Genomic DNA, 24,984 nt, shown 5'->3' on the forward strand with positions numbered 1-24,984 from the left:
AAAAATAATTATAATAATAGTATTATGTAAACTCACCCTAGGTAGAGGCTCCTTAAAAAAAGGAGCCTCTACCCATTTCCAAAGCTAATTCCCTGCAGCAGGCAGTTCTGTTTCTTTTTTCTTCAAATAGTAAGATCTCAGCGGCTTCAGCTGTTCGTTTAGTTCGTAAACAAGAGGAACGCCAGTCGGAATATTCAGGTCTGCTATACCGTCCGGAGAAAGGTTGTCTAAATATTGGACCAGCGATCTGATGGTATTTCCGTGGGCTGAGATAATGATTTTTTTCCCGGCCTTAATTTCTGGCGCTAATGTATTGTGCCAATACTCCAGGACCCGTGCTTCTGTAGCAGCAAGATTTTCAGCCAGCGGCAAATGCTGCACTGGTACATGCCGATATTTCGCTTCAAACCCAGGGTACCTGCTGTCTGTTATGTCGAGAGGAGGAGGTACCTCAAACATGGACCGCCTCCATGCATGTACTTTATCTTCCCCGTACTTGGCTGCTGTTTCTTTTTTGTCCAAGCCTTGCAAAGCCCCATAATGTCTTTCATTCAGCCGCCATGATTTGCTGATGGGAATCCACACTAAATCCAGTTCCTGAAGAATAATCCAAAGTGTTCGGATCGCTCTTTTTAACAAAGAAGTATAGCCCAGATCAAAAACATACCCATGGCTCTTTAAAATCAATCCCGCTTCTCTTGCTTCGTCAAGCCCATGTGGAGTTAAGTCAACATCTGTCCAGCCTGTAAATTTATTTTCCAGGTTCCAAACGCTCTGCCCATGCCGGACTAATACTAATTTATACATAAAACCATTCCTCTGCAGCATTTGTTACTAATGTAAGCAGTCCGTATGCTTCCTATCCAAAACCTCTTGAAAAGTTTACACCTTCACATACAGGGTACTTCTTTTAATAGGAAATTGAAGGAGGCAATCACGTATGAAACGATTAGAGAACAAGGTCGCCATCATAACAGGCGCCGCTACAGGCATTGGAAAAGCTGCAGCAGAAAGATTTGCAGAAGAAGGAGCAGCTGTTCTTTGCGCAGATATTAAGCTCGAAGAATTAAATGAAACAGTTAACAGCATAGCTGAAAAAAATGGCAGAGCTAAAGCTTATGAGGTGGATGTATCTAATGAAAACAGCGTAAAGAACTTCGCTGATAAAGTGAAAGAAGAATACGGAACAGTCAGCATTCTGTTTAATAATGCCGGTACGGATCAGGAAGGCGGCAAGCTTCACGAATACCCTGTTGAGCTGTTTGACAGGCTGATTTCTGTTGACCTCAGAGGCACTTTTTTAATGAGTAAATACATCATCCCGCTTATGCTCGAAAACGGCGGTTCCATTATTAATAATGCTTCTATGTCAGGAAGCGCCGCAGATCTTGACCGTTCAGGCTATAATGCGGCAAAAGGAGCCATCATTAATTTAACAAAGGCTATGGCCATTGATTACGGAAGAAGTGGGATAAGAGTCAACTCCGTTTCTCCTGGAACCATTGAAACTCCTCTTGTCAGCCATCTTGCCGGCAGCAAAGAAGAGGAACAGGGAGAAAAATTCAGAGAGGCGCAAAAATGGGTAACACCAATGGGCAGGATCGGAAATCCTTCTGAGATTGCATCTGTTGCCCTTTTCCTTGCGTCAGCCGACAGCTCTTTTGTCACAGGTGAGGATATTCGGGCAGACGGCGGTGTAATGGCTTATACATGGCCTGGGAAAATGCTGTTTGAGGAGGGCTGGAAGGAAGAAACAGAATAAGGACTGGATACGCGGGGGTCAGACACGAAATCGAAAGAAATATTTCCTGCGCTAACCTTGAAAGCGAGAGACAAGCCTGAAATCGAATAAACTCGATATCTTGTGGAACAGAGAATTTGAAAAGCAGCATCCGCTTGTGCTGACAGTCATACCTGACAGAGCTTAGAAAATAGAAACAGCCGCAATCCTAAAAAAATGGCGGCTGTTTTTGCTTTTCAGTTGACTTAAACCATGGTTTAAGACTTAAGATGAATTTGTCGACGTACTAAATGGAGGATTTGAAGTGAACTATTATTCTATTGGCCAGGCCGCAGAAAAATTCGGTATTACGGAGTCAGCGCTGCGTTATTATGAAAAAAAAGGCTTATTGCCGCTAATGGAGCGGGATGAAGCCGGCAGAAGAATCTTCTCAGAGAACCAGATGGCATTGTTTGAAACTGTGCTTTGTTTAAAAAATACGAATATGCCAATTAGTAAGATAAAACAATACATTGAATGGGTAGTAGAAGGAGACAGCACGATAGAACAGAGACTCTCCATGATGGAGAAGCATAAAAAAGCGGTATTGGCGGAAATTTCTTTAATGACCGTATCCATTAAGAGAATTGATTATAAAATTTCGCGTTATTTGGACGCTATTCAAAAGAATGACCTTTTAAGGGAAGCAGAAAATGATGTCCAGATTCTAACTTAATGATGGTAAAAAGCAGACTTCTCTTGATTTGCCAGCAAACAATACAGAAAGAGGGATCTTTTTTATGAAACGATCAGGAAACACCATTCTTATTACAGGCGGCAGCACAGGAATAGGGTTAGCTTTTGCAGAGCGCTTTTTAAAAGCGGAAAATACGGTGATTGTTTGCGGCAGGCGTGAAAGTGCGCTGGAAAGCGCAAAGGAAAAATACCCAGATTTGATTACTCGTGTTGCTGACGTAAGCAAAGAAAATGGCCGCACAGAATTATTTAAATGGGTAGCGGAAAATCATCATGAGGTTAATGTGCTCGTTAACAATGCCGGGATTCAGCAGCGTTTTAACGTGTTAAAAGCTGAGGCAGAGGACAATTGGGATTATTATAAAAATGAAATCACAACAAACGTTGAAGCGCCTTTCCATCTTTCTATGCTTTTTGCGCCATACTTAGCGCAAAAAGAATACGGTGCAATCATAAATGTCACATCAGGTTTGGCTTTTACACCATTTGTCATTGCACCGATTTATTCGGCTACAAAGGCTGCCCTGCATTCATTTACCATGAGCCTGAGGCATCAATTGTCAGAAACATCAGTTGAGGTAATTGAAGTTGCTCCTCCCGCTGTAAAGACAGATTTAGGCGGAGCGGGTCTTCATACTTCCGGTGAGCCGTTGGATGAATTTGCAGACGGTATTTTCAGAGGGCTTGAAGAGGGAAAAAGCGAAATTGGCTATGGCAGCTCGGCGGACCGATTGCGCATGTCACGGGATGATATTGATGATTATACTGAAAAAATGTACAATGCAACGAAGCATACCATATAATAATAAGAAAGGCAAAGCCCATATTTTTATTTAGGGCTTTGCCTTTCCTTTATTTTCGCTTCTTCTTTTTTAGATTTTCCATTTCCTCTGAAACCGCAAAAGCGAGGTCATCGTTATTGTAAAGTGATAATACCCCTAATAATGTGTCAAAGGAAATGTCTCCAGCTTCTTCCTTCGGCACTGTCAGAGATAAGGCATGCTGCAGGGCTTGATTGCTTTGCTGGTTTGGATAAGCCTTTGCATATACGTCTTCAGGGACGAGGCCGTGATTAATGCACCACTGGGCAAAGACGAGGATCATCATTTCCTCATCCTTTTGATATTGCTGGATAATGGCTTGCTGAAGCTCTTTTGGTTCCATATTTAAGCTCCTGTCCTATTGATGTTTAAAGAGTATCATATTTTTTCCGAGTATGGTAAGAGTGCGGTTTCTGTGAGATAATACGGAGGATTTCTAGAAGCGGGATAATAAGACAGTGCTTAATGAGCAATAATGAGAAGGAAAGCGCATAAAGGAGGCAAAACCAATGGATAAAGTTGAAGTGGGAGATATTTTTCTGATGGAAAATGAGGATGGCCAGGAAGAAGAGCTTGAAGTGCTTGGTACTGCAGAAATTAACGGCGTGCAATATGCAGCAGTCAGCTTCTCGGCCGATTTAGAGAGCTTGTCAGCTGAAGATATTGAACTTTTCTTCCTGCGCGTTGAAGAAGACGGAGAATTGTCAGAGATAGAAAGCGACGAAGAATTTAATGAAGTCACAAAAGCATTTGATAGCCAAAATAGCTGATAGACTGGGGCTTATTTAAGCCCCAGCTGCATTTTATGCGATAGTAAGGATGAAAAAAGAGATGAAGCAGACGAATAAATTTGTTTATACTTATACATACAGTTTAGAAGAACAGTCTCTCTGCATGCTGGAAATGCGGACTTTTTTTAATGATGGAATAAAAGAAAGCTTTGTTGTGTCAGAGATTGAAGTAAATCCTGACCGTTCTCCTTTCTTAAGAGAACGGATTGACGTGCTTTTTGAAGGAAAAACGATTCAGGAACTGGAAGATGCCGTAACAAACATCGATCATCCTGAGCAAACGTTTAAGATTATCTGTTCCAAGCACAGCGAGCTGCCATTTTCCTATCAGGACCGGCGATCGATCGAAAGAAAGCTTGGGGCCGTCATTAAAAGTGAAGCAGATATGCACCATCCAGATATTTATTACGGCGTGTTTGCTGCAGAAGACAACTGGTATTTCGGCCGCTATCAAAAAAGCGAGGCGGTTTGGCTGAAGCATATCAAGAAACCTCAGCAATATTCTACAGCACTCAGCACAAGAGTGGCGAGATCAATCGTCAATATTGCCATTCCAGACCCTGAAGGCGTGCGGGCAATCGATCCCTGCTGCGGCATTGGAAATGTGCTCGTTGAAGCCCTCTCTATGGGAATCAGAATGGAAGGTCGGGACATTAATCATCTCGCTGCTAAAGGGGCAAGAGAAAACATTGCTTATTTTGGTCTGGAAGGCAGTGTTACAAGCGGTCCGATCAGTGAGGCTGAAGGGTATTATGATGCTGCCATTATTGATCTGCCTTATAATTTATACACTCACATTACGGAAGATGAGCAGTTTGACATTATCAAGCATGCCAGACGGATCTCAAAAAGAGCCGTCATCGTTTCCGTTGCTGAAATAGAGGACAAGATTGCACAAACCGGGTTCAGCATAAAGGATCGCGGGCTGGCGGTGAAAAGCCAGTTTTCAAGACATATCTATGTTTGCGAATAAAAAGGAAAAGAGCGAAAACTCCTTTCCTTTTTATAGTTTTATTTCATACAAACTCAAATCAATCTCCGTCTCTTCTCCTGCTGCAAGCTTTGCCAGCTCAGCCCCTAAATAAGGCCCCATTGTCAGGCCGGATGCGCCTAATCCGTTCACAAAGAATGCTCCTTTAAAGCCTGGAAGCGGACCAATGACCGGCAAAAATCCTTCTGTGTAAGGACGAAATCCAACTCTCGCCTCTAAAAAATCATATTCAGCAAGCCCTGGCGCAATCGAAAAAGCCTTTTGCAAAACCTCTGCGATCCCGCCGGCCGTGCTTGAAGAATCAAAGCGCTCTGTATCTTCATGCGTGGAACCGGCGACAATCCGTCCCTTTTCAAAAGCAAGCAAATACTGATCACTTGGCGGCATTACAACAGGCCAAGCTTTCGTATCCTTTTCCTTTGCCTGCATGTGAACAATCTGTGCCCGCTGATGGGTAATGTTAATATTCAGACCAAGCGGCTGGACGAGTTCTCCTGCCCATGCACCTGCACAAATGCTGACAGAAGCAGCTGGAATGATTTCTTCATCTGCCAAAATTCCTGTAACAGTCTTACCTTCGTATTCCAGTACAGCACTTCCGCGGCGCAGAACCGCTCCGTTTTTGCATGCAGCCCTTAATAGCGCGTCCCTCAAAAGCCTGCCGTCAACTCTTGCTGCACCGCTGATATGGAGAGCTTCCAAATCGCCTGCGATCGGCGGGAACATTCTTTTTGCCTCTTCAGGGGACAGCCTTGAGAGGACTCCTATTTCAGGCGCATCCGCCAATCGCTTTCTCGTCCGTTCTTCCATTGCCTGAATTTTTTCAGGGACAGGATGAAGGCTGATTGCCCCGGCTCTTTCATATCCGGTGTCTGTTTCCCCGTCTGCCTCCAGGTTTTTGATCAGCCCGGGATAAAAGGCAGCACCTGACTTCGCCAATTGATACCACGCTTTATTCCGGCGCTGGGAGATCCAGGGGCATATAATTCCTGCTGCGGCAGCGGTTGCCTGCCCAGGATCATTTCGATCAATAATCAGAACCTCATGGCCCTTTTTAGCAAGATGGTAGGCAGCAGAAGCGCCAAGAATGCCGGCGCCGATAATGATATGTTTTGTCATCGCTAACATCCTTTTTCTTTCAAGTCATTTTACTATAACATATCCCAATCCCATAGGCGCTTTGCTATACTAATCAACTAATATAGCGCTGTACTAAAATTTTCTATTCCGATTGACAGGTCAAGGAATAAACCCATACAATTAAAAGAGTTATTAGTAAATAGGAAAAATTCAGATAAAAAGAGGTTTTCTATGAGTCTTACTAAAGAAATCGGGAAAGCGGCGCTCCTTTTGGCTGCCTTGTCGGAAGATGAGCTGGCTTCTTTCAGCCATTTATTTCAAAATATCCGCTATTGCCAGGGCAGGGTCGGCTCGATGAATATGCAAAAAGTCATCTCGGCTGCAGAGACCGCTGCTAAAAGGAACGGGCTGATCATGGATGGCGTATACAGGGAAACCCATGCACTTTATCATGCCGTGATGGAGGGCATAGAGGGCGTGACAAGAGGACAGCCGGCAATAGGCGAAATGAGCAGAACTGTCGGGCTCAGGTTTGCGATTGTCCGGGGGCGGCCATATGAAGATGAGGCAGAGGGAGAATGGATTGCTGCAGCATTTTACGGAACAATCGGCGCTCCTGTAAAAGGGCTTGAGCACGAAACGGCCGGCCTTGGCATGAATCACATTTAAATATAGGGGAACATTGCCTATAGTTCATTTAGATAAGAGGAGGCGATGATGGTATTTGATATGCCATTGTCGTCTCCTTTTCTATTTCAGGGGGGATAAAGATGATTCTGCTGAATGGCAATACACTGACGCTTGAAGAAATCAGGCGCATCTGCCTTGAAGGCGAAAAGGCTGCAATCAGTGAAGAAAGCATGAAAAAGGTGCGCAAATCAAGAGAAGCTGTTCTCCGCATTGTGGAGTCCAAAAAGATTACCTATGGCATCAATACAGGGTTCGGGAAGTTCAGCGATGTGGTGATTGGAGAGGAAGATGTGAATCTTCTGCAGCTGAACCTGATCCGGTCACATGCCTGCGGAGTGGGTGATCCCTTTCCTGAAAGCGTATCGCGCGCAATGGTTCTTCTTCGGCTGAATGCTTTGCTGAAAGGGTATTCCGGCATTCGGCAGGTGATTGCCGAACAGCTTTTGACGCTGCTGAACGAAAACATTTCTCCTCTTATTCCGCAGCAGGGCTCGCTTGGAGCTTCCGGGGATCTTGCTCCTTTGTCCCATCTCGCTCTTGTCCTTATAGGAGAAGGAAGGGTCCTGCATTCAGGAAAAAGCCAGGAAACCATGAAAGTTTTTCAAAAGAAAGGCATCTCTCCTGTACAGCTTGAAGCAAAGGAAGGGCTGGCGCTGATCAACGGCACACAGGCCATGACAGCAATGGGAGCCATCGGCTATCTTGAGGCGGAAGAATTAGCCTATCAGAGTGAAATGATCGCTGCTCTTACCATGGAAGGACTGCATGGGATTATAGATGCCTTTCACCCTGCCATTCACGAAGCAAGAGGCTTTCAGCAGCAATGTGATGTAGCAGAAAGAATGAGAAACCTCCTTGCAGGAAGCTCGCTTGTCACACACCAGGGCGAGAAGCGCGTGCAGGATGCCTATTCCTTAAGATGCATCCCGCAGGTACACGGCGCATCCTGGCAGGCGCTTCACTATGTGAAAGAAAAGCTTGAAATTGAAATCAACGCGGCCACAGATAATCCTCTTATTTTCGATGACGGACGCACAGTGATTTCAGGAGGCAATTTCCATGGCCAGCCTATTGCTCTCAGCATGGATTTTATGAAAATTGCTGCTGCTGAACTGGCAAGTATTTCAGAAAGAAGAATTGAGCGGCTAGTGAATCCGCAATTAAATGATTTGCCGCCTTTTTTAAGTGCACAGCCTGGACTGCAGTCCGGTGCCATGATTATGCAGTACTGCGCGGCATCTCTTGTGTCAGAAAATAAAACCCTTGCTCATCCGGCAAGCGTTGATTCCATTCCGTCCTCTGCCAACCAGGAAGACCATGTCAGCATGGGAACTATTGCGGCAAGGCATTGCTATGCCATCATTCAAAATGTACGAAGGGTGCTTGCCATCGAGTGCATCTGTGCTCTTCAGGCAGCAGAATTCCGCGGGATTGAGCAAATGGCGCCGCTCACAAAAAGCTTTTATCTTGAAGCAAGAAACATTGTACCTTCTATAACAGGAGACCGGGTATTTTCTGAGGATATTGAGAGAATGGCGGAATGGCTTAAAAAAAAGAAAGAAGGATGGACAGCCGTAACAAAGGAAGCTGATCCTGTCCGTCTTCACAGCTAAAGGAGGAGAAAGAAATGGAAACAAAGCGTGTGATCAGAGCGAAAAAAGGACTGGAATTGGAATGCAAGGGCTGGGAACAGGAAGCAGCGCTCCGGATGCTGTATAACAATCTGGACCCAGAGGTGGCTGAAAAGCCTGAAGAACTGGTTGTGTACGGGGGAATCGGGAAGGCTGCGAGAAACTGGGAGGCATTCGATGCCATTGTGCAGACGCTCAGAAGGCTTGAAAATGATGAAACCATGCTGGTTCAATCAGGAAAGCCTGTTGCCGTTTTTAAAACTCATGCTGCTGCTCCCAGAGTTCTCCTGTCCAATTCTGTTCTTGTGCCAAAATGGGCCAACTGGGAGCATTTCCGCGAGCTTGATCAAAAAGGGCTGATGATGTACGGGCAGATGACAGCAGGGAGCTGGATTTATATTGGGACACAGGGAATTCTGCAGGGAACATATGAAACCTTTGCAGAGGTGGCCCGCCAGCATTTTGGCGGTTCATTGACAGGAACCATTACCCTCACTGCAGGCCTAGGCGGCATGGGCGGAGCACAGCCGCTTGCTGTGACAATGAACGGCGGAGTATGCATCGCAGTTGATGTTGATGCTGAGAGAATTGATAAACGCCTGAAAACGAAGTACTGTGATAAAAAAACAGATCAGCTTGATGAAGCCCTGAAGTGGGCAGCTGAGGCGAAGCAAAAAGGAGAACCATTGTCGATCGGCCTTCTCGGAAATGCGGCAGAAATTCATCATGAACTATTAAAGCGCCAGATAGCAATTGATATCGTTACTGACCAGACATCAGCACATGACCCTCTGAATGGCTATATTCCTGAAAGGATGACACTGCAAGAGGCAAATGCACTGAGGGAAAAAGATTCTGCCGCTTATATGAAGCGCGCTGCCTCCTCAATGGCAAAGCATGTAGAGGCGATGCTCGAATTTCAGAAGAGGGGATCTGTTGTTTTTGATTACGGCAACAATATTCGCCAGGCGGCTGCGGATGAAGGAGTAGAAGCTGCATTCAGCTTTCCAGGCTTTGTACCGGCGTATATCAGACCGCTTTTTTGCGAAGGCAAAGGGCCGTTCCGCTGGGCCGCTTTGTCTGGGGATCCAGAGGACATTTACCGGACAGATGCTTTAATTCAGGAGCTTTTCCCTGAAAATGAACCGCTGCAGCGCTGGATCAGCCTGGCGCAGAAAAAAGTAGCTTTTCAAGGACTGCCTTCCCGCATTTGCTGGCTCGGCTATGGGGAAAGAGTAAAAATGGGGCTTGCGATTAACGATCTGGTGAGGAGCGGGGAGCTGAAAGCGCCGATTGTAATTGGAAGAGATCATTTGGACTGCGGCTCTGTTGCTTCGCCGAACAGGGAAACAGAAGCGATGAAAGACGGCAGTGATGCTGTTGGCGACTGGGCAATATTGAATGCCTTAGTCAATACGGCAGCAGGCGGCTCCTGGATTTCTGTTCATCATGGAGGCGGCGTTGGCATGGGGTATTCCCTGCATGCCGGAATGGTGGCCGTTGCTGACGGCTCAAAGCTTGCAGAAGAAAGACTGCAGCGCGTTTTAACGACAGACCCGGGAATGGGGATTGTGCGGCATGCTGATGCAGGATATCTAACCGCCATGGAAACAGCGTCTGAAAAAGGCGTTGACATCCCGATGCTAAAGAATGGGGGGAATTAAATTGAAAGCGGATCTTCTTGTACACAATATCGGGCAATTGATATTGCCGAAAGCGTCGCAGAAGCCATTAAAAGGCCAGGAAATGAAACAGCTGAAGGTGATGAAAGAGGCAGCGATTGCGGTCAGTGAAGGCATGCTTGTCTGGATTGGCCATCAGTCGGAAATCAAGAGCATTGATGCAGCAGAATATTATGATGCTGAAGGAAAAACGGTGTCTCCCGGCCTTGTTGATCCGCACACTCATCTTGTATTCGGCGGAAGCAGGGAAGATGAACTGGCCCTGAAACAGGCAGGGGTTTCTTACTTGGACATTTTGTCTAAAGGAGGCGGCATTCTCTCCACTGTTCATGCAACAAGGAAGGCAAGCGAGGAAGAATTAGCTGAAAAGGCTGCCTTTCATTTAGAAAGAATGATTTCCTATGGGGTAACAGCACTTGAGGCGAAAAGCGGCTATGGGCTGGAGCGGGAAACAGAACTGAAGCAGCTTGCAGCGGTAAAAAAATTGAGCGAAACATACCCTGTCAGACTGATTTCCACTTTTTTAGGGCCCCATGCCATTCCGCCATCCTTCAAAGAGCACAGTGATGAGTTTCTGGAAGAAATGACAGGGCTTCTGGAGGAAATAAAAAGAGAGAACCTTGCCCAGTTTGCTGATATTTTCTGTGAAACAGGAGTCTTTACTATTGAGCAGTCAAAACGGTTCCTAACAGCAGCAAGGGAAATTGGATTAGGTTTAAAAATCCATGCCGATGAAATTGACCCGCTCGGAGGTCTTGAGCTTGCTGTCAGTCTTGGTGCAGAAAGCGCTGATCACCTTGTGGCTGCTTCTGATGAAGGAATAGCAGCGCTTGCCGAAAGCGGCACGGTTGCCGTACTCCTTCCTGGCACAACGTTTTATTTAGGAAAGGAGCAGTATGCAAAAGCGCGCGAAATGATCGATGCAGGAGCCGCTGTTGCACTTGCTACGGATTTTAACCCTGGCAGCTGTGTAACGGAGAACCTTCAGATGATTATGTCGCTTGCTGCCCTGAAGCTCAAAATGTCAGCGGAAGAAATTTGGAATGCCGTAACCGTTAATGCGGCCCATGCGATCGGCCTTGGCTCTCGGGCTGGTGTGCTTGAGATCTCCAGGCAGGCAGACTTTGTAATATGGGATATACCGAACTATCAATACCTTCCATATCATTTTGGCGTTAACCATGCAAATAGTGTATTTATTAAAGGTATCAAACGCTGGGAGAGAGTGCCGTATGGAACATTTTCGCTACCTGAGGCCGGGAAAGCCGGCCGTTTTTAAGGATCAGTATGTAACAAAGGTGACAGAAACCATTTCAGCTTATGTACCCGGGAGCAGGGGGCAAACAGCCATCATTGGACTGCCTTTTTCGAAATCGTCTATTTCTTTGTCACAGGCTGCAGAGGCGCCGGCGAGAATAAGGGCGGCACTTGGCGCTTATTCTACTTATTCCGGTGAAAGAAATACAGATTACAAAGACCATTCCATTATTGATTTTGGAGATGTTCTGACTCATCCGGCTGATTCCGATGAATCGTTGAATAGACTTTATATCAGCGTCAAGCAGATGCTTGAAGTAAAAGCGTGTGAAAAATACATTTTGCTTGGAGGCGACCACGGAGTCAGCTTTCCATCCATTAAAGCGTTCCATGAACAGTTCGGAAGCATAGGGGTGATTCAGTTTGACGCACACCACGATGTCAGGAACCTGGAAGACGGGGGAAGAACGAATGGCACGCCATTTCGAAGCCTAATGGAAAGCCATCATTTGAAAGGCAGCCATCTTGTGCAGATCGGAATCAGGGATTTTTCAAATGCTTTTCACTATCACGAATATACGAAAGAACAGGGAATCAAGGTTTACTCAATGGCAGATGTGGAACATGACGGAATTGTCGCCATTATTGAAAATGAGTGCCGCAGACTGTCGAAAGAGACAGATGCTGTCTATCTTTCTCTTGATATGGATGCAGTAGACCAGGCGTATGCACCTGGCTGCCCGGCAATCGGTCCAGGGGGGCTGACAAGCAGGGAGCTGTTAGCAGCAATCAGTGCTGCTGCAAATTTTAAAAAAGTAATCGCGATGGATATTGTCGAAATAGATCCATCAAAGGATTTTCGGGATATGACGAGCCGCCTTGCCGCACATGCAATGATGCGCTTTATGTACCATTGAAACAAACCTTATAAATGAAACAAACCTTTTAAAAGCAGAATGATTGTGAATCAGACATCATTCTGCTTTTTTCATTTAAAAGAGCGGAAGTATGATAAAATAAGCTAAATTATAACTGCATAAAGATACATAGATTTGAAAGAGGTACCGGAGAATGAGCATATTAAAAGACTTTTTGCTGCAGCTGGCGATTATGGTGATCCCCATATTCAGCTATTTTACGTTAGTTATCGAAAAAGTAGAGAGCGAAAAAAGAAGAACATTGTTCATGACCCTGTTATGGGGAGTATCCATTCTGCTCTGCATGGCTTTTCCGATAAGCTTTGGAGATCACGCCCGTTTGGATTTAAGAATACTTCCCTTATTATTCGGAAGCTTGTATGGCGGATTTTGGCCCAGTATTTTTCTGTCGGCCTTCATTATTCTATACCGGCTTACTTCCGGAATCAGTGCTGGTTTATATAGTACTGTGCTGGTTTTAGTGCTGACCCTTCCGATCATCTGGTACTATCAAAAAACCTTTTTAAAGGCAGCACGGGCAAAAAAAGTTTTCATCTCTTCCAGTCTTTCTTTCTATTATTGTTTGCTCGGCCTTATCATTGTTGGACTTTTAAGTGGGTTCAGCGCTGAAAATATCAAAATCCAATTAATCTTCCTTCTTTTTGTCACGGCCGTTGCTTTTTGTTTCATTATGCTCGTTGAAAAGATCAGAGAAAATCACCAGCTTAGAAAAGAGATGCAAAACGCTGAAAAACTGCGGGTCATCAGTGAGCTGGCAAGTGTTTTCGCTCATGAAATTAGAAATCCGATGCAGGTCACACGCGGCTTTCTGCAGCTTTTAAACGATCCTGATCTGCCTGATGATAAAAAGAAATACGTTCAAATATCCATCGAAGAGCTGGATCGGGCCAATGAAATCATTCATGACTTTTTATTGTTTGGTAAACCATCAGCAGATAACAGGCAAAGAGTGGATGCAGGTCTGCAGCTAAAGCGGGCAGTGAATATTATCCAAAATTACTCTTTCTCCTTTAACGCAGAAATAAAAATGTCAATTGAGGATAACTGCTGGATACATGCCAATTCTCAGCAATTGAATCAGTCGCTGATTAATATTTTGAAAAACGCTGCAGAGTCCATGGAAAATGGCGGAACCGTTTCTGCGGGATGCACCGCTGAAAATGGGTATGTCAGAATCACTATTAAAGATCAAGGGATAGGGATGACAGAAAGCCAAATGGCGCGGCTTGGGTCACCTTTTTATTCCTTAAAGGAAAGCGGCACAGGACTCGGAATGATGGTCAGCTATCAAATAATCCGTTCGTTTGGCGGCAGCATAGAAGTAAACAGTGCCATGGGTGCCGGAACGGAATTTATCATTCTTCTTCCGCATATGGACCAATAAGGAAAAGGAACAGAAGCAATGCGCCTCTGTTCCTTTTTTTAACTGTTTTTATGCTGTTTTCTCATAAAAAAGTAAACCGGCAGACCAAGTGCTGTGATGCCGATTCCCCATAAAGCCAAAATAGTTTGGGTCAGAAGGGTATTCACGACAATAAACAGTCCGCCGAGGATAGAAATAAGCGGGAGCACCGGATACAGCGGCACCCTATACGGCCGCTGCAGATTTGGTTCTCTTTTTCTCAAAATGAGCACGGCCGCAAAAGTCATTGTGTAAAAGATCCAGATAACGAAAACAAGCATGTCTGTCAGTGTGTTAAACCCGCCGATCATCATCATGATCATCGCAATGAAAAGAATAAAAAGACCGGAATGATATGGAACTTTGCTTTTAGCTGACAGTTTTCCAAACCAGCTGCTGAATGGAAGCTTATTTTCTTTTGCCATCGCATAAGGAATTCTCATGCCGGTCATCACGTAGCCGTTAATCGATCCAAATACGGAAATCAGAATTCCAATGCTGACAAGCTTGCCGCCGAATGTGCCGAAAATGATCTGTGCAGCTTCATAGGCCGGTGTATCTGTTCCGGCAAGGGAAGAGGCCGACATGACCGTTAACAAGGCTACATTAATCAGTAGATAGATGGCCATGACAGCTGATAAGCCAAGAATAATGGCTTTTGGCAAATCTTTTTTCGGATTTTTCATCTCGCCGGCAATATTGCCGACAAGGATCCACCCGTCATAAGCAAACATAGTTGCTAAAAGACCTGACCCCAGTGCAGACAAAAAACCTTTGTCAGCTCCCGCTTCTACAGGAAAGAGCTGAAATGGAACCTCTCCTTTATGAAGCAAGCCAAAAATAATGATCAGCACCAACGGGACAAGCTTGCAGACAGTTGCTGCTGTTTGAATAGTGCCTGCAGCCTTTGCTCCGAGAAAATTCATCAAGGTTAAAAACAAAGCTGTGCCGATGGCAACCCAAACTATGACAGTGTGGTTTTCGTTGGCCGAAAGTCCAAAGAGGCTGACTGTCTGAGTGCCAAAGATAATGGAAAGAGCTGCAATATTCGCAGGAAAATAAATGACCGTCTGTGCCCAGCCGAGTAGAAAAGCTGTTAAATTGCCATATGTTCTTTTCAGATAAGCCATCATACCGCCAGTCTCCGGGATGGCGGCAGACAGTTCAGCAGCTGTTAAGCCCGCACAGATTGTCAGCACACCCCCAATCAGCCAAGCAAGAAGACCAAGGCTTGCGGAACCTGTAAAACCATACACAGCAGTCGGCTTGAAGAAGACACCCGCTCCTATAACGGTTCCTATTACCGTTGTTAATGCTGCTAAAAATCCTATTTCCTTTTTTAGTGTATCTTGCTGCAAGAAAACCACTCCTGTGAAAGAATATCATTGTGAAAAATTCACATATAAAGACCAAAAAATAATGACTGCTTCTGCAGTCATAAAAAATCAACATGTTAAGAATTCTAGCATACCCCAATCATTCAATTCAATAATAAGAAAAAGAAAATGAAGCTTGGCCACTTTTATGCCAAATCTCTCATAAATCAAATGAGATTGTTCATGATAAGAAGAGTGAACTTTTAAATTTGGAGGGTGCTTAGATGAAAAACAAAATGTATATCGCTTTTATCGCCATTGCCATCATCCTGCTTGCTGCAGCGGGATGCGGGAAAAGCAGCCAGCAGCAGGAAAAAAAGAAGGATGGGAGCGGATCATCAGCTGGCGGTGCTGAACTGATCGAAAAATATACATTAACAGATCCGCCGAAACTTTCAAAAAATATACTGGGTGCGATGGGCTCCTCATTGGTTCATATACCTGGCGACCCGGAGAATATTTTTTATTCCTCCGGCGACAGAGGGCCAAATGGAAAAGTAACGGTAAATAACGAAGAACGGCGAACTTTTCTTCTTCCGGATTACACCCCGACTATTTACAAGATCAAAGTTTCTAATAAAAAGATCAACATTCTGGAAGAAATTAAATTAAAGCTGCCGAAGGGGAAAGACTCTGTTACAGGAACAGCATTCATTACCGGGTTGCCGAATTTTAAAGAGTATGACAAAGCCCCTTATGATGAAAAAGGAGAGAAAGTCATCTCTTATGATCCCTATGGGCTTGATACAGAAGGTATTGCCTATAATTCTAAAGACAAAACCTTTTGGATAAGTGATGAATACCGGCCAAGCCTTTTGCAGGTTAAAAAAGATGGAACCATTCTGCAGCGCCTTGTGCCGGCTGGGACAGAAAAAGAATTTAAGAAAGCATCCCTGATCCCTGTAAAGGGAACGCTTCCAGCTGTTTTAACCAAAAGAATGGATAACAGAGGATTTGAAGGAGTCAGTATTACACCTGACGGCCGTTATTTATTCACCATTACGCAAAGTGCTCTGAAAAACCCTGATGAAGATTCAAGAATTGGCCGTCTGCTGAAAATAGATTTAAACACAGCTAAGGTTGCGGCAGAGTATGTGTATACAGGGGAAGACGGGAAAGCACTGGATACTGATCAAAAAGATATCGGAGTATCAGACTTAATTGCGATGGATGAAAAGACTCTCCTGGTTGACGAAAGAGATTCAGAAGCAGGAAAAAAAGCTAAATTAAAAAAGATTTACAAAGTCAGCTTAAAAGAAGCCACCAATGTATTAGGCAAAGAAGAGTACAATGGTAAAACGCTTGAACAGCTGAAGCCTGAGGGATTAAAAGGAGCGGGCATCACTGCCGCTTCCAAAAAAGAAGTTTTAGATCCTTTAAAGTTTGGGTTTCCTTATGAAAAAATTGAAGGAATAACACTTGTGGACAGCAAAAAGCTGGCCATTATCAATGATAGTGATTTTGGAGTAGATGACCCCAAGGTAAAAACTGTGCTGTGGCTGTTCCGGCTGCCTTAAAGCAAACAAAAAAGCTGCTGATCTGTTCAGCAGCTTTTGTTTTGCAATTTACACTTCCCATCTCTTCCCGTTAACATGGATGGTTATATCGTTCTCTCTTTCGGATGAAAAGGGCTTCCTGGACTTTGCATTTTGCCGGGTTTCTGAAGCTGGCGGATCGTTGATAACAAGATTCTTTAATAGGACTTAAAAAGATGGAAGAAAGATGGATTATTGGCTGAATAACGCTGAAAACAGAAATGATAGATGGGAATAAATATTTACCCGTCCTTGCGGCAAAGTAGTATGGAAAGAGCTAAGTAAACCGCCTAAATAGCATTATCATGAGAAAATTCTGTTTGCACGGAGGTCATCTTTTTTCTTCTGTTAAGCGGAAAGCTGATTATGAAAAAAGCCAAGCAAAATAATCGCCTGAGGACTCAAAAAAATTTATGATAGTGTAGGAAGTTTGGATACTTTTTGTAAAATGGAAAGACTTTTCGAGGATTACTTTAATTTGTTTAAGAAATGAGGAATACAGATGCTGACTGTCATTGAAAATGAATGGCTTCAAGTAAAAATTGCTGCAAAGGGAGCAGAAGTCCGGGAAGTGAAGCATAAGAAAACCGGACTGGACTATATGTGGACAGGAGACAGTGCTTACTGGGGGCGGGTTTCACCAGTGTTATTTCCGATCGTTGGAAGGTTAAAGGATGATCAGTATAAGCTGGATGGAAGCACATACGAGATGCCGCAGCATGGCTTTTTGAGGGACCAGGATTTTATCTTGGACAAGAGGTCAAATACAGAAGCGGCCTTCGTTCTAGAATCTGCAGGTAAATTTAAACAAATATATCCGCAGAAATTTAAAGCGGTCATCCATTATGAACTATCCGGAGCTTCCCTTACAGTAAAGTGGGAAATTCTTAATGATGACAAGGGGGACATGTTTTTTTCCATTGGTGCGCATCCGGCGTTCAGGGTCCCATTGTTACATGATGAACATGTCAGTGACTATCGAGTGGACTTTACCTCAAAGAAGAATCATATGGTGACCGAATATGAGCTGCAAGATTCGCTCATTCGTGAAAAAGGCCAAACCAGCGAGCTGCCTTCTTTTCTGCTTGATGGATCATTATTTAAAAATGATGCCCTTGTTTACAGTCATATTGACGCGGTTTCCTTAACTTCTGCGAAATCGGGGCATGGTGTAAAGGTATTGATGGAGAATTTCCCTTTTGTCGGAATTTGGTCCAGGTATATGGAAGATAAGGGAACAATCGCTCCGTTTGTGTGTATCGAGCCATGGTATGGCATAGCGGATACCATAGAAGCAACAGGGAATTTAAATGAAAAGCTAGGTATTCAAAAACTTGGCGAGGGAGAAAAATTTCGGACTCACTATCAAATAAATTTTATTTGAAAATGATCGGATCCAGGGAACCGCTTGAGGACAAAGCTTATAAAAAGAACAATTATTTTTTTACGCATCAATCATACAAGATCAGAATAGGGGTATACATGTTGGAGCAATCAAATAAAGCGTTTAGTGACGCATTAGTCAAATCATTAAAAGGCGAACGAGGACATCTTCCCATCAAGAATGCATTGATGGATATCAATGCAGAGCTTGCTGGTAAAAGCAAAAGCGAATTGCCTTATTCCATTTTTCAATTAGTCAAACATATGATTTACTGGCAGGATTTTCTCTTATTGATGGCTGAAGGTAAAAAACCGAAACCTCCAGCCCATGTAAGTGAAAGCTGGCCGGAAGAAGCAGGACCAGGCAGTGAAGAAGAATGGCAAAGGACGATTGATTCTTTTCTTCAGGGGATTGAACTGGCAATTACGATGGCTCAAACAGTACAATTGGACAAACCCTTAGAGAATTTTCCGGGTGAAACCCCTGGCGGCCTCTTACGCAACATTGCCTCTCACAATTCCTATCATTTAGGAGAAATTGTAGTTCTTCGCAGATTATTTAGCTCCTGGCCTCCTCCAACTGGCGGATATCCCGCTTAACTTTTCTAAAAGTATCGGCTATATACGATTTTTGTAAAAAGCAGTCTGATGTTCAGGCTGCTTTTTACTATTTTATCGCATGCCAGCAACAGGAAGGAATTTGGAAAATCCCTATTCAAATAAAAATGATATAGTTAGAAATAAGAATACAAAGGGGGGAGCACACATGAGTACATTATTAAATTCTTTTCATGAAACGAAATATCAGCTTACCGGACATGGGAAAAGAGACATTCAAACTTTATTGAAAGCGTTTCAAACAATTGATCCTAAGCTTGAAAGCGATAAGTATGGTCAAGGTAAAGTGATAGAAGAATTTCAAAATAAGCTTTCAACCTATTTAGGCAAGGAATCCGCTGTATTTTTTCCAAGTGGGACAATGGCCCAGCAAATTGCTCTTAGAATATGGTGTGATCAAAAAGGGGAAAAAACCGTCGCATACCATCCATTATGTCATTTGGAAATTCATGAGGAGGAAGGTCTGAAAGAGCTTCATCACATTCATTCCCTATTACTGGCGGATAAGGATCGATTAATTGAGTTAGAGGACGTCATGACACTCCCTGATCACGTAGCCTGTTTGCTGCTTGAGTTGCCGCAGCGGGAGATAGGCGGACAGCTGCCGCCTTATGAAACAATAGAGGCTATTTCTTCTTATTGCAGAAAAAAAGGAATAAAACTCCACTTAGATGGTGCAAGGCTTTTTGAAATCCTCCCCTTTTATCGCCGGACAGCAGAAGAAATTTGCCGTCTATTTGATAGTGTATATGTCTCTTTTTATAAAGGCCTTGGAGGAATTGCGGGTGCCGTACTGGCCGGTGATCATTCCTTTATTGAAAAATCAAAGGTTTGGAAAAGGCGCCATGGAGGCGATCTCATCAGTCTTTACCCATATATTATCAGCTCAGATTATTACTTCGAAAAAAGAAAAGATAGGATGGAGCAGTATTATCAAGATGCGGTTGAATTAGCAGAACTCTATAACCAATGCTCAGCGGCAGCCACGATTCCGGTAATTCCGGTGTCCAATATGTTTCATGTCCATTTTCAGCTTTCTAAAAAACAGCTTGAGCCCATTCTGACAGAGATTTATAGAGAGACCGGAGTTGGTTTAACTGGATACTTAGCAGAAACAGGAGAACATTCCTGTTCTTATGAAGTGAGCATAGGAGATCAATATGGAAAGGTACCAAAGGAAAAACTGAAATGGGTCTTTCAGCTTATTAATGAAAACCTTCATCAGTGAGAGCAGCCACCTGAACAGGCCATTCTTTCGCAAAGGGAAAATCATACTTGAAGCTAAAGGATTTGCAGTCTTTTTCAACACTCAGTACCGCTGAATGAAGCCTTCTAGTTTTGTGAACCGTTTACATTTAGAGTTCATTTTATATAAGCCAGGGGGAATTGAAAGTGAATCATCATAAGCTGATCAAAAAGTTTAATAAGCAAGCTGATACCTATGATCGGATACGGGAAAAGCAATACCAGGGAAAGTGGAGAAAAGCACTGTTAGAGGAGGCTCATGGCGCCGTTCTGGAAGCAGCAATCGGAGCAGGTGGAAATTATCCCTATTATCGACAGGAAGCTATAAAAAAAATAATAGGAGTAGATTTCAGTCCTAAAATGTTAGAAAAAGCGAAGGACGCAGATGAACAATACTCTCTGCCTGTTGAATTAATCGAAAGTGATATCAATCAACTAAAGTTTGAAGAAGATCAATTTGATACGATTGTTTCCACTCTCTCTTTGTGCGGGTATCCAAATCCAAAAGAAACATTGGAAAGTTGGGCCAAGTGGTGCAAACCGAATGGCAGCATCCTGCTTTTAGAGCATGGAATCAGTTCAAATCCTTTCTTTTCAATACTGCAAAGAACACTGGACCCTTTCGCTGTAAGAGCGGTTGGCTGCCATCAAAATCGAAATTTTAAAGAAATTATCAGCCGTTCTCCACTGGAGATTAAGAAAGCCGAAGATCATTGGTTTGGAGTATTTCACCTTATTTGGGCTAAACCCCAAAAAAGAAGGTGAGCCATTTCAACAGTGGTTAATGATGAGAAACTTATATTCTTCCTACTTTAATTATATCATACAAAAAATGGAGATTGCAGTCTGTTTATTCACATTTTCAGCTGTTAAAATCAGTAGGACTTTACTGATTAGGGGAGATGCTCGAATGAGTTCACTTGTTCTCGGGTTTGAAGAAATGAACAAAACACAGCTTTTGCTTGTAGGCGGAAAAGGTATGAATTTAGGGGAATTATCCAAAATTCCTGGAATACATGTGCCAGATGGATTTTGTGTCTCAACTGCGGGTTATCAAAAAGCCACCAGAAATAATGAAGTTTTTGATTCCTTATTGAACCGTCTCAGCATGCTAAAAGCAGATGATCGAGAACAAATCACTGAAACTAGCCGGATGATAAGAGAAATCATTTTGGAAGCTGAAATCCCATCGGATGTTATGAATGAAGTGACTCATTATCTCTCCAGGTATGGCCAGAATCAAAGTTACGCTGTGCGTTCCAGTGCTACAGCTGAAGATTTGCCGCACGCTTCGTTTGCAGGGCAGCAAGATACGTATTTAAATATTACCGGGAAAGAAGCGATCCTAAAGCATATCAGCAAATGCTGGGCTTCTTTGTTTACTGACCGTGCCGTAACATACCGTATACAGAACGGGTTTGACCATAGCCAGGTGTATTTGTCTGTCATTATACAGAGAATGGTTTTCCCGGAAGCATCAGGTGTTTTGTTTACGGCTGATCCCATATCGTCTAATAGGAAACTGTTTTCCATTAACGCCAGTTATGGATTAGGGGAAGCGATTGTCTCGGGGCTTGTAACGCCTGATTGCTATAAGATAAAAGAAGGGGATATTGTTGAAAAAAATATAGCAGATAAGAAATCAGCCATTTATGACAAGAAAAATGGAGGAACAGAAACAAGAGAAATTCCTTCAGGTCAGCAAAAGGCCCAAGTCCTGACTGATCAGCAAATATTAGAACTTGGGAAAATTGGAAAACAAATACAAGGTTATTTTGAATCTCCGCAGGATATTGAATGGTGCCTTGCAGAAGATACCTTTTACATTGTTCAAAGCAGGCCCATCACAACTTTATTTCCTATACCAGAGCATCCTGATCAGGGGAAGCACGTTTACTTATCTGTCGGCCATCAGCAAATGATGACAGATGCCATGAAACCTCTTGGACTGTCTTTTTTTCTGCTTACGACTTCTGCACCCATGCGGATAGCCGGGGGAAGGCTTTTTGTCGATATTGCCCGCCAGCTTGCTTCTCCTGACAGCCGAAATGCTTTACTAAAGATGATGGGACAGCACGATCCACTTTTGAAAGATGCCCTATTGAGCCTTATTGAACCCGATGATTTAACAGAATCTTCTCAGGAACAATCCTCCAAAAATAATAATGAAATGCCCCCGGCTGCCGATTTCAGCCCGGCAATCGTTCCAGAATTGATCAAGCGCAATCAATTGTCCATAGAAGAACTAAAACAAACTATCGCAAGCAAGTCAGGAACAGATTTATTTGACTTTATTCTGGAGGATATTCAGGAATTAAGGAGAATTTTATTTGATCCGCAAAGCTCAGCTGTGTTTATGGCAGCCATCAATGCCTCCTTATGGATTAATGAAAAAATGTATGAGTGGCTGGGTGAGAAAAATGCAGCAGATGTCCTTACACAATCGGTACCAAACAATATTACGTCCGAAATGGGCTTAGCCCTATTGGATGCAGCAGATGCGATCCGCCCTTATCCTGAAGTCATCCATTATTTACAGCAAGTAAAAGAAGATCGCTTCCTGGATGAACTAGATAAGGTTCACGGCGGACAGCAAGCCAAAGAAGCTATTACAGCTTTTCTGGACAAATACGGAATGCGCTGTGCCGGAGAGATTGATATGACGAAAACCCGGTGGATTGAAAAACCCTCCACACTAATCCCTGTCCTTCTTAGCCACATCGAAAACTTTCAACAGCATGCCAGCAACCTGAAATTTGAGCAGGGGAAGCGTGCTGCATTTCAAAAGGAACAAGATCTCATAAGCTCGCTGAAACAGCTGCCTGATGGGGACCAAAAAGCAGCAGAAACGAAGCAAATGATTGATACTGTCCGGAATTTCATTGGATATCGTGAATATCCGAAATACGGGATGATTCAGCGCTATTTCGTTTATAAGCAGGCGCTGCTGAAGGAAGCTGAAGAGCTTGTGCAAGCGGGAATCCTTCTTGAGAAAGAGGATATATACTATCTCTCTTTTGAAGAACTTCAGAATGCGGTGCTGACGAAAGAAACTGACAGCCAAGCGATTCATACCCGAAAAGAAGAGTACAAACTATTTGAAAGACTGACTCCTCCGCGAGTAATAACATCTGATGGAGAAACACCTGCAGGAAAGTATAAACGAGAAAACCTCCCCCCCGAAGCACTTCCAGGTTTGCCTGTTTCTTCAGGGGTCATAGAAGGGAGGGCGCGCGTTATTTTAAAGATGGAAGAAGCTGATCTGCAAGAAGGCGATATATTAGTTACAGCATTTACTGATCCCAGCTGGACAGCGCTGTTTGTATCCATAAAGGGCCTTGTCACAGAAGTTGGAGGATTGATGACCCATGGCGCTGTTATCGCCCGTGAATATGGCTTGCCTGCAGTTGTCGGCGTAGAAAATGCCGTAAAACTAATTAAAGACGGACAGAGAATTAGAGTGAACGGAACAGAGGGGTATATTGAAATCCTCTAGAACCCTTCCGAAAAAACTTAATATAGGAGCTGATCAAATGACGATCCGCAGAATAGATCACGTAAGCATTAACGTCAACGATCTTTCGGCAGCAAAAGAATTCTTTGCCGATCTAGGATTTGAAGTTACGGCGGAATGGGAAGCAGAAGGAGAATGGCTTGATGGTGTCGTGGGGCTTAAAGGAGTAAGAACAGCCTGTATGGCATTGCGTGCTGCAGAAGGCCAGTCATGGATCGAGCTCGTGAAATACATTTCTCCCGCAGATGAAACAGAGATTCAGCAGGCCTATGCCAATACCCTTGGTTTTCGCCATATTTGCCTGACTGTAGAAGATATTGAAACAATCGTCTCCAATTTAAAAAAGAGGGGAACAGAACTTTTCAGTGAGATTCAGCAATATGAAGAAAGCTACAAACTGTGCTATGTCCGCGGCCCAGAGGGAATGATTCTGGAGCTTGCGGAGGAAATCAAATAATGAAAAGGTACGATTCTTAAGCTAAAAAGAACCTCTAGGGCCTCATTGTATATAGAGTTATCGGAAAGAGAGGTAAATGATATTCCTAAAATTGACAATATGTTAGCCATTCTATGGATGCTTCAATCAGGTGAAAAAATTACGGCAAAACAAATTTCAGAAAAGTTAGAGATGAACATAAGAACGGTGTATCGTTATATAGATACAATTTCAACAAGCGGCGTCCCTATCATTTCGGAACCAGGCCATAACGGTGGATACACTTTAATGAACAATTTTATTGAAGCTCCTCTTTTTTTTGATTTTGAAGAACAAACCTCACTATATCACGCTGCTGTTTTTGCAGAAGAAGCGGGTTATTATGGAGGAGAAGCACTAAACAGGGCCATTTCAAAATTAAGTAAATACTCTAATCAAGAACAGGAAACAAAGATAACCCAGCATTTAGCCAGTCTTGAAGTAATAAATCGATTAAGTTCACTCTCTGCGAAACCTTTTTTGAGGGACTTGGAGCAGGCTGTAGCTGACGGGTACTCAGTAAAAATTCTTTACCACAAAAGTGGAGAAAAGCAATTGAATGATAGATTGGTCGACCCGTACAGAATTATCTATTGGAATAATAAGTGGTATGTGATTGGATTTTGTCATCTTAGGAATGATATCCGCAGCTTTAAAGTAGATCGAATGGAAAATCTAATGCTGACCGAAAATAAGTTTAACCGGCCAGAAAATTTTTCAGCACGTGACTTTTTTATGAAAAATCTCCTTCCAGCTATAGAAGATAAGGAAGGGATTACTACTTTAGTTATTAAAGGAAATGAAAGTACGCTGAATGATGTTTGCCAGCATTGGTTTTTAGGACATTATTTACATGAACAAAATTCCAATCAAGCAGTTTTTCTTCTTGAAAAAGATCTAATACATGCATATGTACCTTCTTTACTTTTACCGTACGGTAAATCTATTCAAATTATCGAGCCAATAAGTCTAAAGAAAAGAATGATTGAAGTTCTCTCTGAATTAATAAAATTTCATCAAGTATAAAAACTTCCCTGACGTTAGCTGTCAGGGAAGTTTTTTTATAATTATTATATAAA

The 24,984-nt window shown here is 43.3% G+C and carries 23 protein-coding genes; 19 read left to right on the forward strand and 4 right to left on the reverse strand.

What is annotated here, in order from left to right:
- Positions 1-84: 84 nt before the first annotated feature.
- Positions 85-807 (reverse strand): 2,3-diphosphoglycerate-dependent phosphoglycerate mutase, encoded by a 723-nt coding sequence (gene gpmA / locus LRR81_RS05130; RefSeq protein WP_231788200.1) that lies wholly within the window; start codon positions 805-807, stop codon positions 85-87.
- 133 nt (positions 808-940) lie between these two features.
- Here gpmA and LRR81_RS05135 point away from each other — a divergent pair, with 133 nt between their 5' ends.
- The 3 genes from LRR81_RS05135 (at position 941) to LRR81_RS05145 (ending at position 3,279) form a co-directional block, all read left to right on the forward strand.
- Complete coding sequence (locus LRR81_RS05135) at positions 941-1,762, forward strand: SDR family oxidoreductase (protein WP_231788201.1); 822 nt, start codon at positions 941-943, stop codon at positions 1,760-1,762.
- Between the two features lie 283 nt (positions 1,763-2,045).
- The gene (locus LRR81_RS05140) at positions 2,046-2,456 is read left to right on the forward strand and encodes a MerR family transcriptional regulator (RefSeq protein ID WP_231788202.1); all 411 of its coding nucleotides are present in this window, start codon (positions 2,046-2,048) and stop codon (positions 2,454-2,456) included.
- 64 nt (positions 2,457-2,520) lie between these two features.
- Complete coding sequence (locus tag LRR81_RS05145) at positions 2,521-3,279, forward strand: SDR family oxidoreductase (protein WP_231788203.1); 759 nt, start codon at positions 2,521-2,523, stop codon at positions 3,277-3,279.
- A 49-nt stretch (positions 3,280-3,328) separates the two neighbouring features.
- On the opposite strand, the gene LRR81_RS05150 is transcribed toward LRR81_RS05145, so the two are convergent.
- Positions 3,329-3,640, reverse strand: a complete 312-nt coding sequence (locus LRR81_RS05150; RefSeq protein ID WP_231788204.1) for a hypothetical protein — start codon at positions 3,638-3,640, stop codon at positions 3,329-3,331.
- 166 nt (positions 3,641-3,806) lie between these two features.
- Between LRR81_RS05150 and LRR81_RS05155 the strand changes: the two genes are divergently transcribed.
- Together LRR81_RS05155 and LRR81_RS05160 are read left to right on the forward strand one after the other, a co-directional pair.
- The gene (locus tag LRR81_RS05155) at positions 3,807-4,067 is read left to right on the forward strand and encodes a DUF1292 domain-containing protein (RefSeq protein ID WP_231788205.1); all 261 of its coding nucleotides are present in this window, start codon (positions 3,807-3,809) and stop codon (positions 4,065-4,067) included.
- Positions 4,068-4,128: 61 nt separating this feature from the next.
- Positions 4,129-5,061, forward strand: a complete 933-nt coding sequence (locus tag LRR81_RS05160; RefSeq protein WP_231788206.1) for a TRM11 family SAM-dependent methyltransferase — start codon at positions 4,129-4,131, stop codon at positions 5,059-5,061.
- A gap of 30 nt (positions 5,062-5,091) precedes the next feature.
- Here the strand turns inward: LRR81_RS05160 and LRR81_RS05165 are convergent, their stop codons facing one another.
- Entirely contained in the window at positions 5,092-6,198 is a 1,107-nt protein-coding gene (locus LRR81_RS05165) for an NAD(P)/FAD-dependent oxidoreductase (RefSeq protein WP_231788207.1), read from the reverse strand.
- Between the two features lie 192 nt (positions 6,199-6,390).
- Here LRR81_RS05165 and hutP point away from each other — a divergent pair, with 192 nt between their 5' ends.
- The 6 genes from hutP (at position 6,391) to LRR81_RS05195 (ending at position 13,741) form a co-directional block, all read left to right on the forward strand.
- Complete coding sequence (gene hutP / locus LRR81_RS05170; protein ID WP_231788208.1) at positions 6,391-6,828, forward strand: hut operon transcriptional regulator HutP; 438 nt, start codon at positions 6,391-6,393, stop codon at positions 6,826-6,828.
- Between the two features lie 101 nt (positions 6,829-6,929).
- Entirely contained in the window at positions 6,930-8,462 is a 1,533-nt protein-coding gene (hutH, locus tag LRR81_RS05175) for a histidine ammonia-lyase (protein WP_231788209.1), read from the forward strand.
- 14 nt (positions 8,463-8,476) lie between these two features.
- Positions 8,477-10,144, forward strand: a complete 1,668-nt coding sequence (gene hutU / locus LRR81_RS05180; RefSeq protein ID WP_231788210.1) for a urocanate hydratase — start codon at positions 8,477-8,479, stop codon at positions 10,142-10,144.
- Positions 10,140-11,441, forward strand: a complete 1,302-nt coding sequence (hutI, locus tag LRR81_RS05185; RefSeq protein ID WP_231788628.1) for an imidazolonepropionase — start codon at positions 10,140-10,142, stop codon at positions 11,439-11,441. Before hutU ends, hutI begins: the two co-directional genes overlap by 5 nt.
- Positions 11,395-12,336, forward strand: coding sequence for a formimidoylglutamase (gene hutG, locus LRR81_RS05190; RefSeq protein ID WP_231788211.1), 942 nt, complete (start codon positions 11,395-11,397; stop codon positions 12,334-12,336). Before hutI ends, hutG begins: the two co-directional genes overlap by 47 nt.
- Before the next feature lie 154 nt (positions 12,337-12,490).
- Entirely contained in the window at positions 12,491-13,741 is a 1,251-nt protein-coding gene (locus LRR81_RS05195; RefSeq protein ID WP_231788212.1) for an ATP-binding protein, read from the forward strand.
- Positions 13,742-13,779: 38 nt separating this feature from the next.
- Here the strand turns inward: LRR81_RS05195 and LRR81_RS05200 are convergent, their stop codons facing one another.
- Complete coding sequence (locus LRR81_RS05200; RefSeq protein ID WP_231788213.1) at positions 13,780-15,117, reverse strand: APC family permease; 1,338 nt, start codon at positions 15,115-15,117, stop codon at positions 13,780-13,782.
- A 242-nt stretch (positions 15,118-15,359) separates the two neighbouring features.
- On the opposite strand from LRR81_RS05200, the gene LRR81_RS05205 reads away from it, so the two are divergent.
- The 8 genes from LRR81_RS05205 (at position 15,360) to LRR81_RS05240 (ending at position 24,931) form a co-directional block, all read left to right on the forward strand.
- Positions 15,360-16,652 carry an esterase-like activity of phytase family protein gene (locus LRR81_RS05205; protein WP_231788214.1) on the forward strand — a complete coding sequence of 431 codons (1,293 nt, stop codon included), beginning with the start codon at positions 15,360-15,362 and terminating at the stop codon, positions 16,650-16,652.
- Between the two features lie 520 nt (positions 16,653-17,172).
- Complete coding sequence (locus tag LRR81_RS05210; protein WP_231788215.1) at positions 17,173-18,054, forward strand: aldose 1-epimerase family protein; 882 nt, start codon at positions 17,173-17,175, stop codon at positions 18,052-18,054.
- A gap of 101 nt (positions 18,055-18,155) precedes the next feature.
- A complete protein-coding gene (locus LRR81_RS05215) occupies positions 18,156-18,653 on the forward strand; it encodes a DinB family protein (RefSeq protein WP_231788216.1) in 498 nt (165 codons plus the stop codon).
- A 166-nt stretch (positions 18,654-18,819) separates the two neighbouring features.
- Positions 18,820-19,899, forward strand: a complete 1,080-nt coding sequence (locus LRR81_RS05220; RefSeq protein ID WP_231788217.1) for a threonine aldolase family protein — start codon at positions 18,820-18,822, stop codon at positions 19,897-19,899.
- A gap of 164 nt (positions 19,900-20,063) precedes the next feature.
- Positions 20,064-20,681 carry a class I SAM-dependent methyltransferase gene (locus tag LRR81_RS05225; protein ID WP_231788218.1) on the forward strand — a complete coding sequence of 206 codons (618 nt, stop codon included), beginning with the start codon at positions 20,064-20,066 and terminating at the stop codon, positions 20,679-20,681.
- A 145-nt stretch (positions 20,682-20,826) separates the two neighbouring features.
- Positions 20,827-23,412 carry a phosphoenolpyruvate synthase gene (ppsA, locus tag LRR81_RS05230; protein WP_231788219.1) on the forward strand — a complete coding sequence of 862 codons (2,586 nt, stop codon included), beginning with the start codon at positions 20,827-20,829 and terminating at the stop codon, positions 23,410-23,412.
- A gap of 37 nt (positions 23,413-23,449) precedes the next feature.
- Positions 23,450-23,887 (forward strand): VOC family protein, encoded by a 438-nt coding sequence (locus LRR81_RS05235; protein ID WP_231788220.1) that lies wholly within the window; start codon positions 23,450-23,452, stop codon positions 23,885-23,887.
- 81 nt (positions 23,888-23,968) lie between these two features.
- Positions 23,969-24,931, forward strand: coding sequence for a helix-turn-helix transcriptional regulator (locus LRR81_RS05240; protein WP_231788629.1), 963 nt, complete (start codon positions 23,969-23,971; stop codon positions 24,929-24,931).
- Positions 24,932-24,984 lie beyond the last annotated feature (53 nt).

The organism is Metabacillus kandeliae (assembly GCF_021166585.1).
Taxonomy (GTDB): domain Bacteria; phylum Bacillota; class Bacilli; order Bacillales; family Bacillaceae; genus Metabacillus_B; species Metabacillus_B kandeliae.

Coding starts and splice junctions, on each gene's coding strand:
- LRR81_RS05235 (WP_231788220.1), top strand. CDS start 23,450: ATGACGATCCGCAGAATAGATCACGTAAGCATTAACGTCAACGATCTT.
- hutU (WP_231788210.1), top strand. CDS start 8,477: ATGGAAACAAAGCGTGTGATCAGAGCGAAAAAAGGACTGGAATTGGAA.
- ppsA (WP_231788219.1), top strand. CDS start 20,827: ATGAGTTCACTTGTTCTCGGGTTTGAAGAAATGAACAAAACACAGCTT.
- LRR81_RS05135 (WP_231788201.1), top strand. CDS start 941: ATGAAACGATTAGAGAACAAGGTCGCCATCATAACAGGCGCCGCTACA.
- LRR81_RS05145 (WP_231788203.1), top strand. CDS start 2,521: ATGAAACGATCAGGAAACACCATTCTTATTACAGGCGGCAGCACAGGA.
- LRR81_RS05160 (WP_231788206.1), top strand. CDS start 4,129: ATGAAGCAGACGAATAAATTTGTTTATACTTATACATACAGTTTAGAA.
- LRR81_RS05165 (WP_231788207.1), bottom strand. CDS start 6,198: ATGACAAAACATATCATTATCGGCGCCGGCATTCTTGGCGCTTCTGCT.
- LRR81_RS05210 (WP_231788215.1), top strand. CDS start 17,173: ATGCTGACTGTCATTGAAAATGAATGGCTTCAAGTAAAAATTGCTGCA.
- gpmA (WP_231788200.1), bottom strand. CDS start 807: ATGTATAAATTAGTATTAGTCCGGCATGGGCAGAGCGTTTGGAACCTG.
- LRR81_RS05155 (WP_231788205.1), top strand. CDS start 3,807: ATGGATAAAGTTGAAGTGGGAGATATTTTTCTGATGGAAAATGAGGAT.
- LRR81_RS05205 (WP_231788214.1), top strand. CDS start 15,360: ATGAAAAACAAAATGTATATCGCTTTTATCGCCATTGCCATCATCCTG.
- LRR81_RS05150 (WP_231788204.1), bottom strand. CDS start 3,640: ATGGAACCAAAAGAGCTTCAGCAAGCCATTATCCAGCAATATCAAAAG.
- LRR81_RS05195 (WP_231788212.1), top strand. CDS start 12,491: ATGAGCATATTAAAAGACTTTTTGCTGCAGCTGGCGATTATGGTGATC.
- hutP (WP_231788208.1), top strand. CDS start 6,391: ATGAGTCTTACTAAAGAAATCGGGAAAGCGGCGCTCCTTTTGGCTGCC.
- hutG (WP_231788211.1), top strand. CDS start 11,395: ATGGAACATTTTCGCTACCTGAGGCCGGGAAAGCCGGCCGTTTTTAAG.
- LRR81_RS05220 (WP_231788217.1), top strand. CDS start 18,820: ATGAGTACATTATTAAATTCTTTTCATGAAACGAAATATCAGCTTACC.
- hutH (WP_231788209.1), top strand. CDS start 6,930: ATGATTCTGCTGAATGGCAATACACTGACGCTTGAAGAAATCAGGCGC.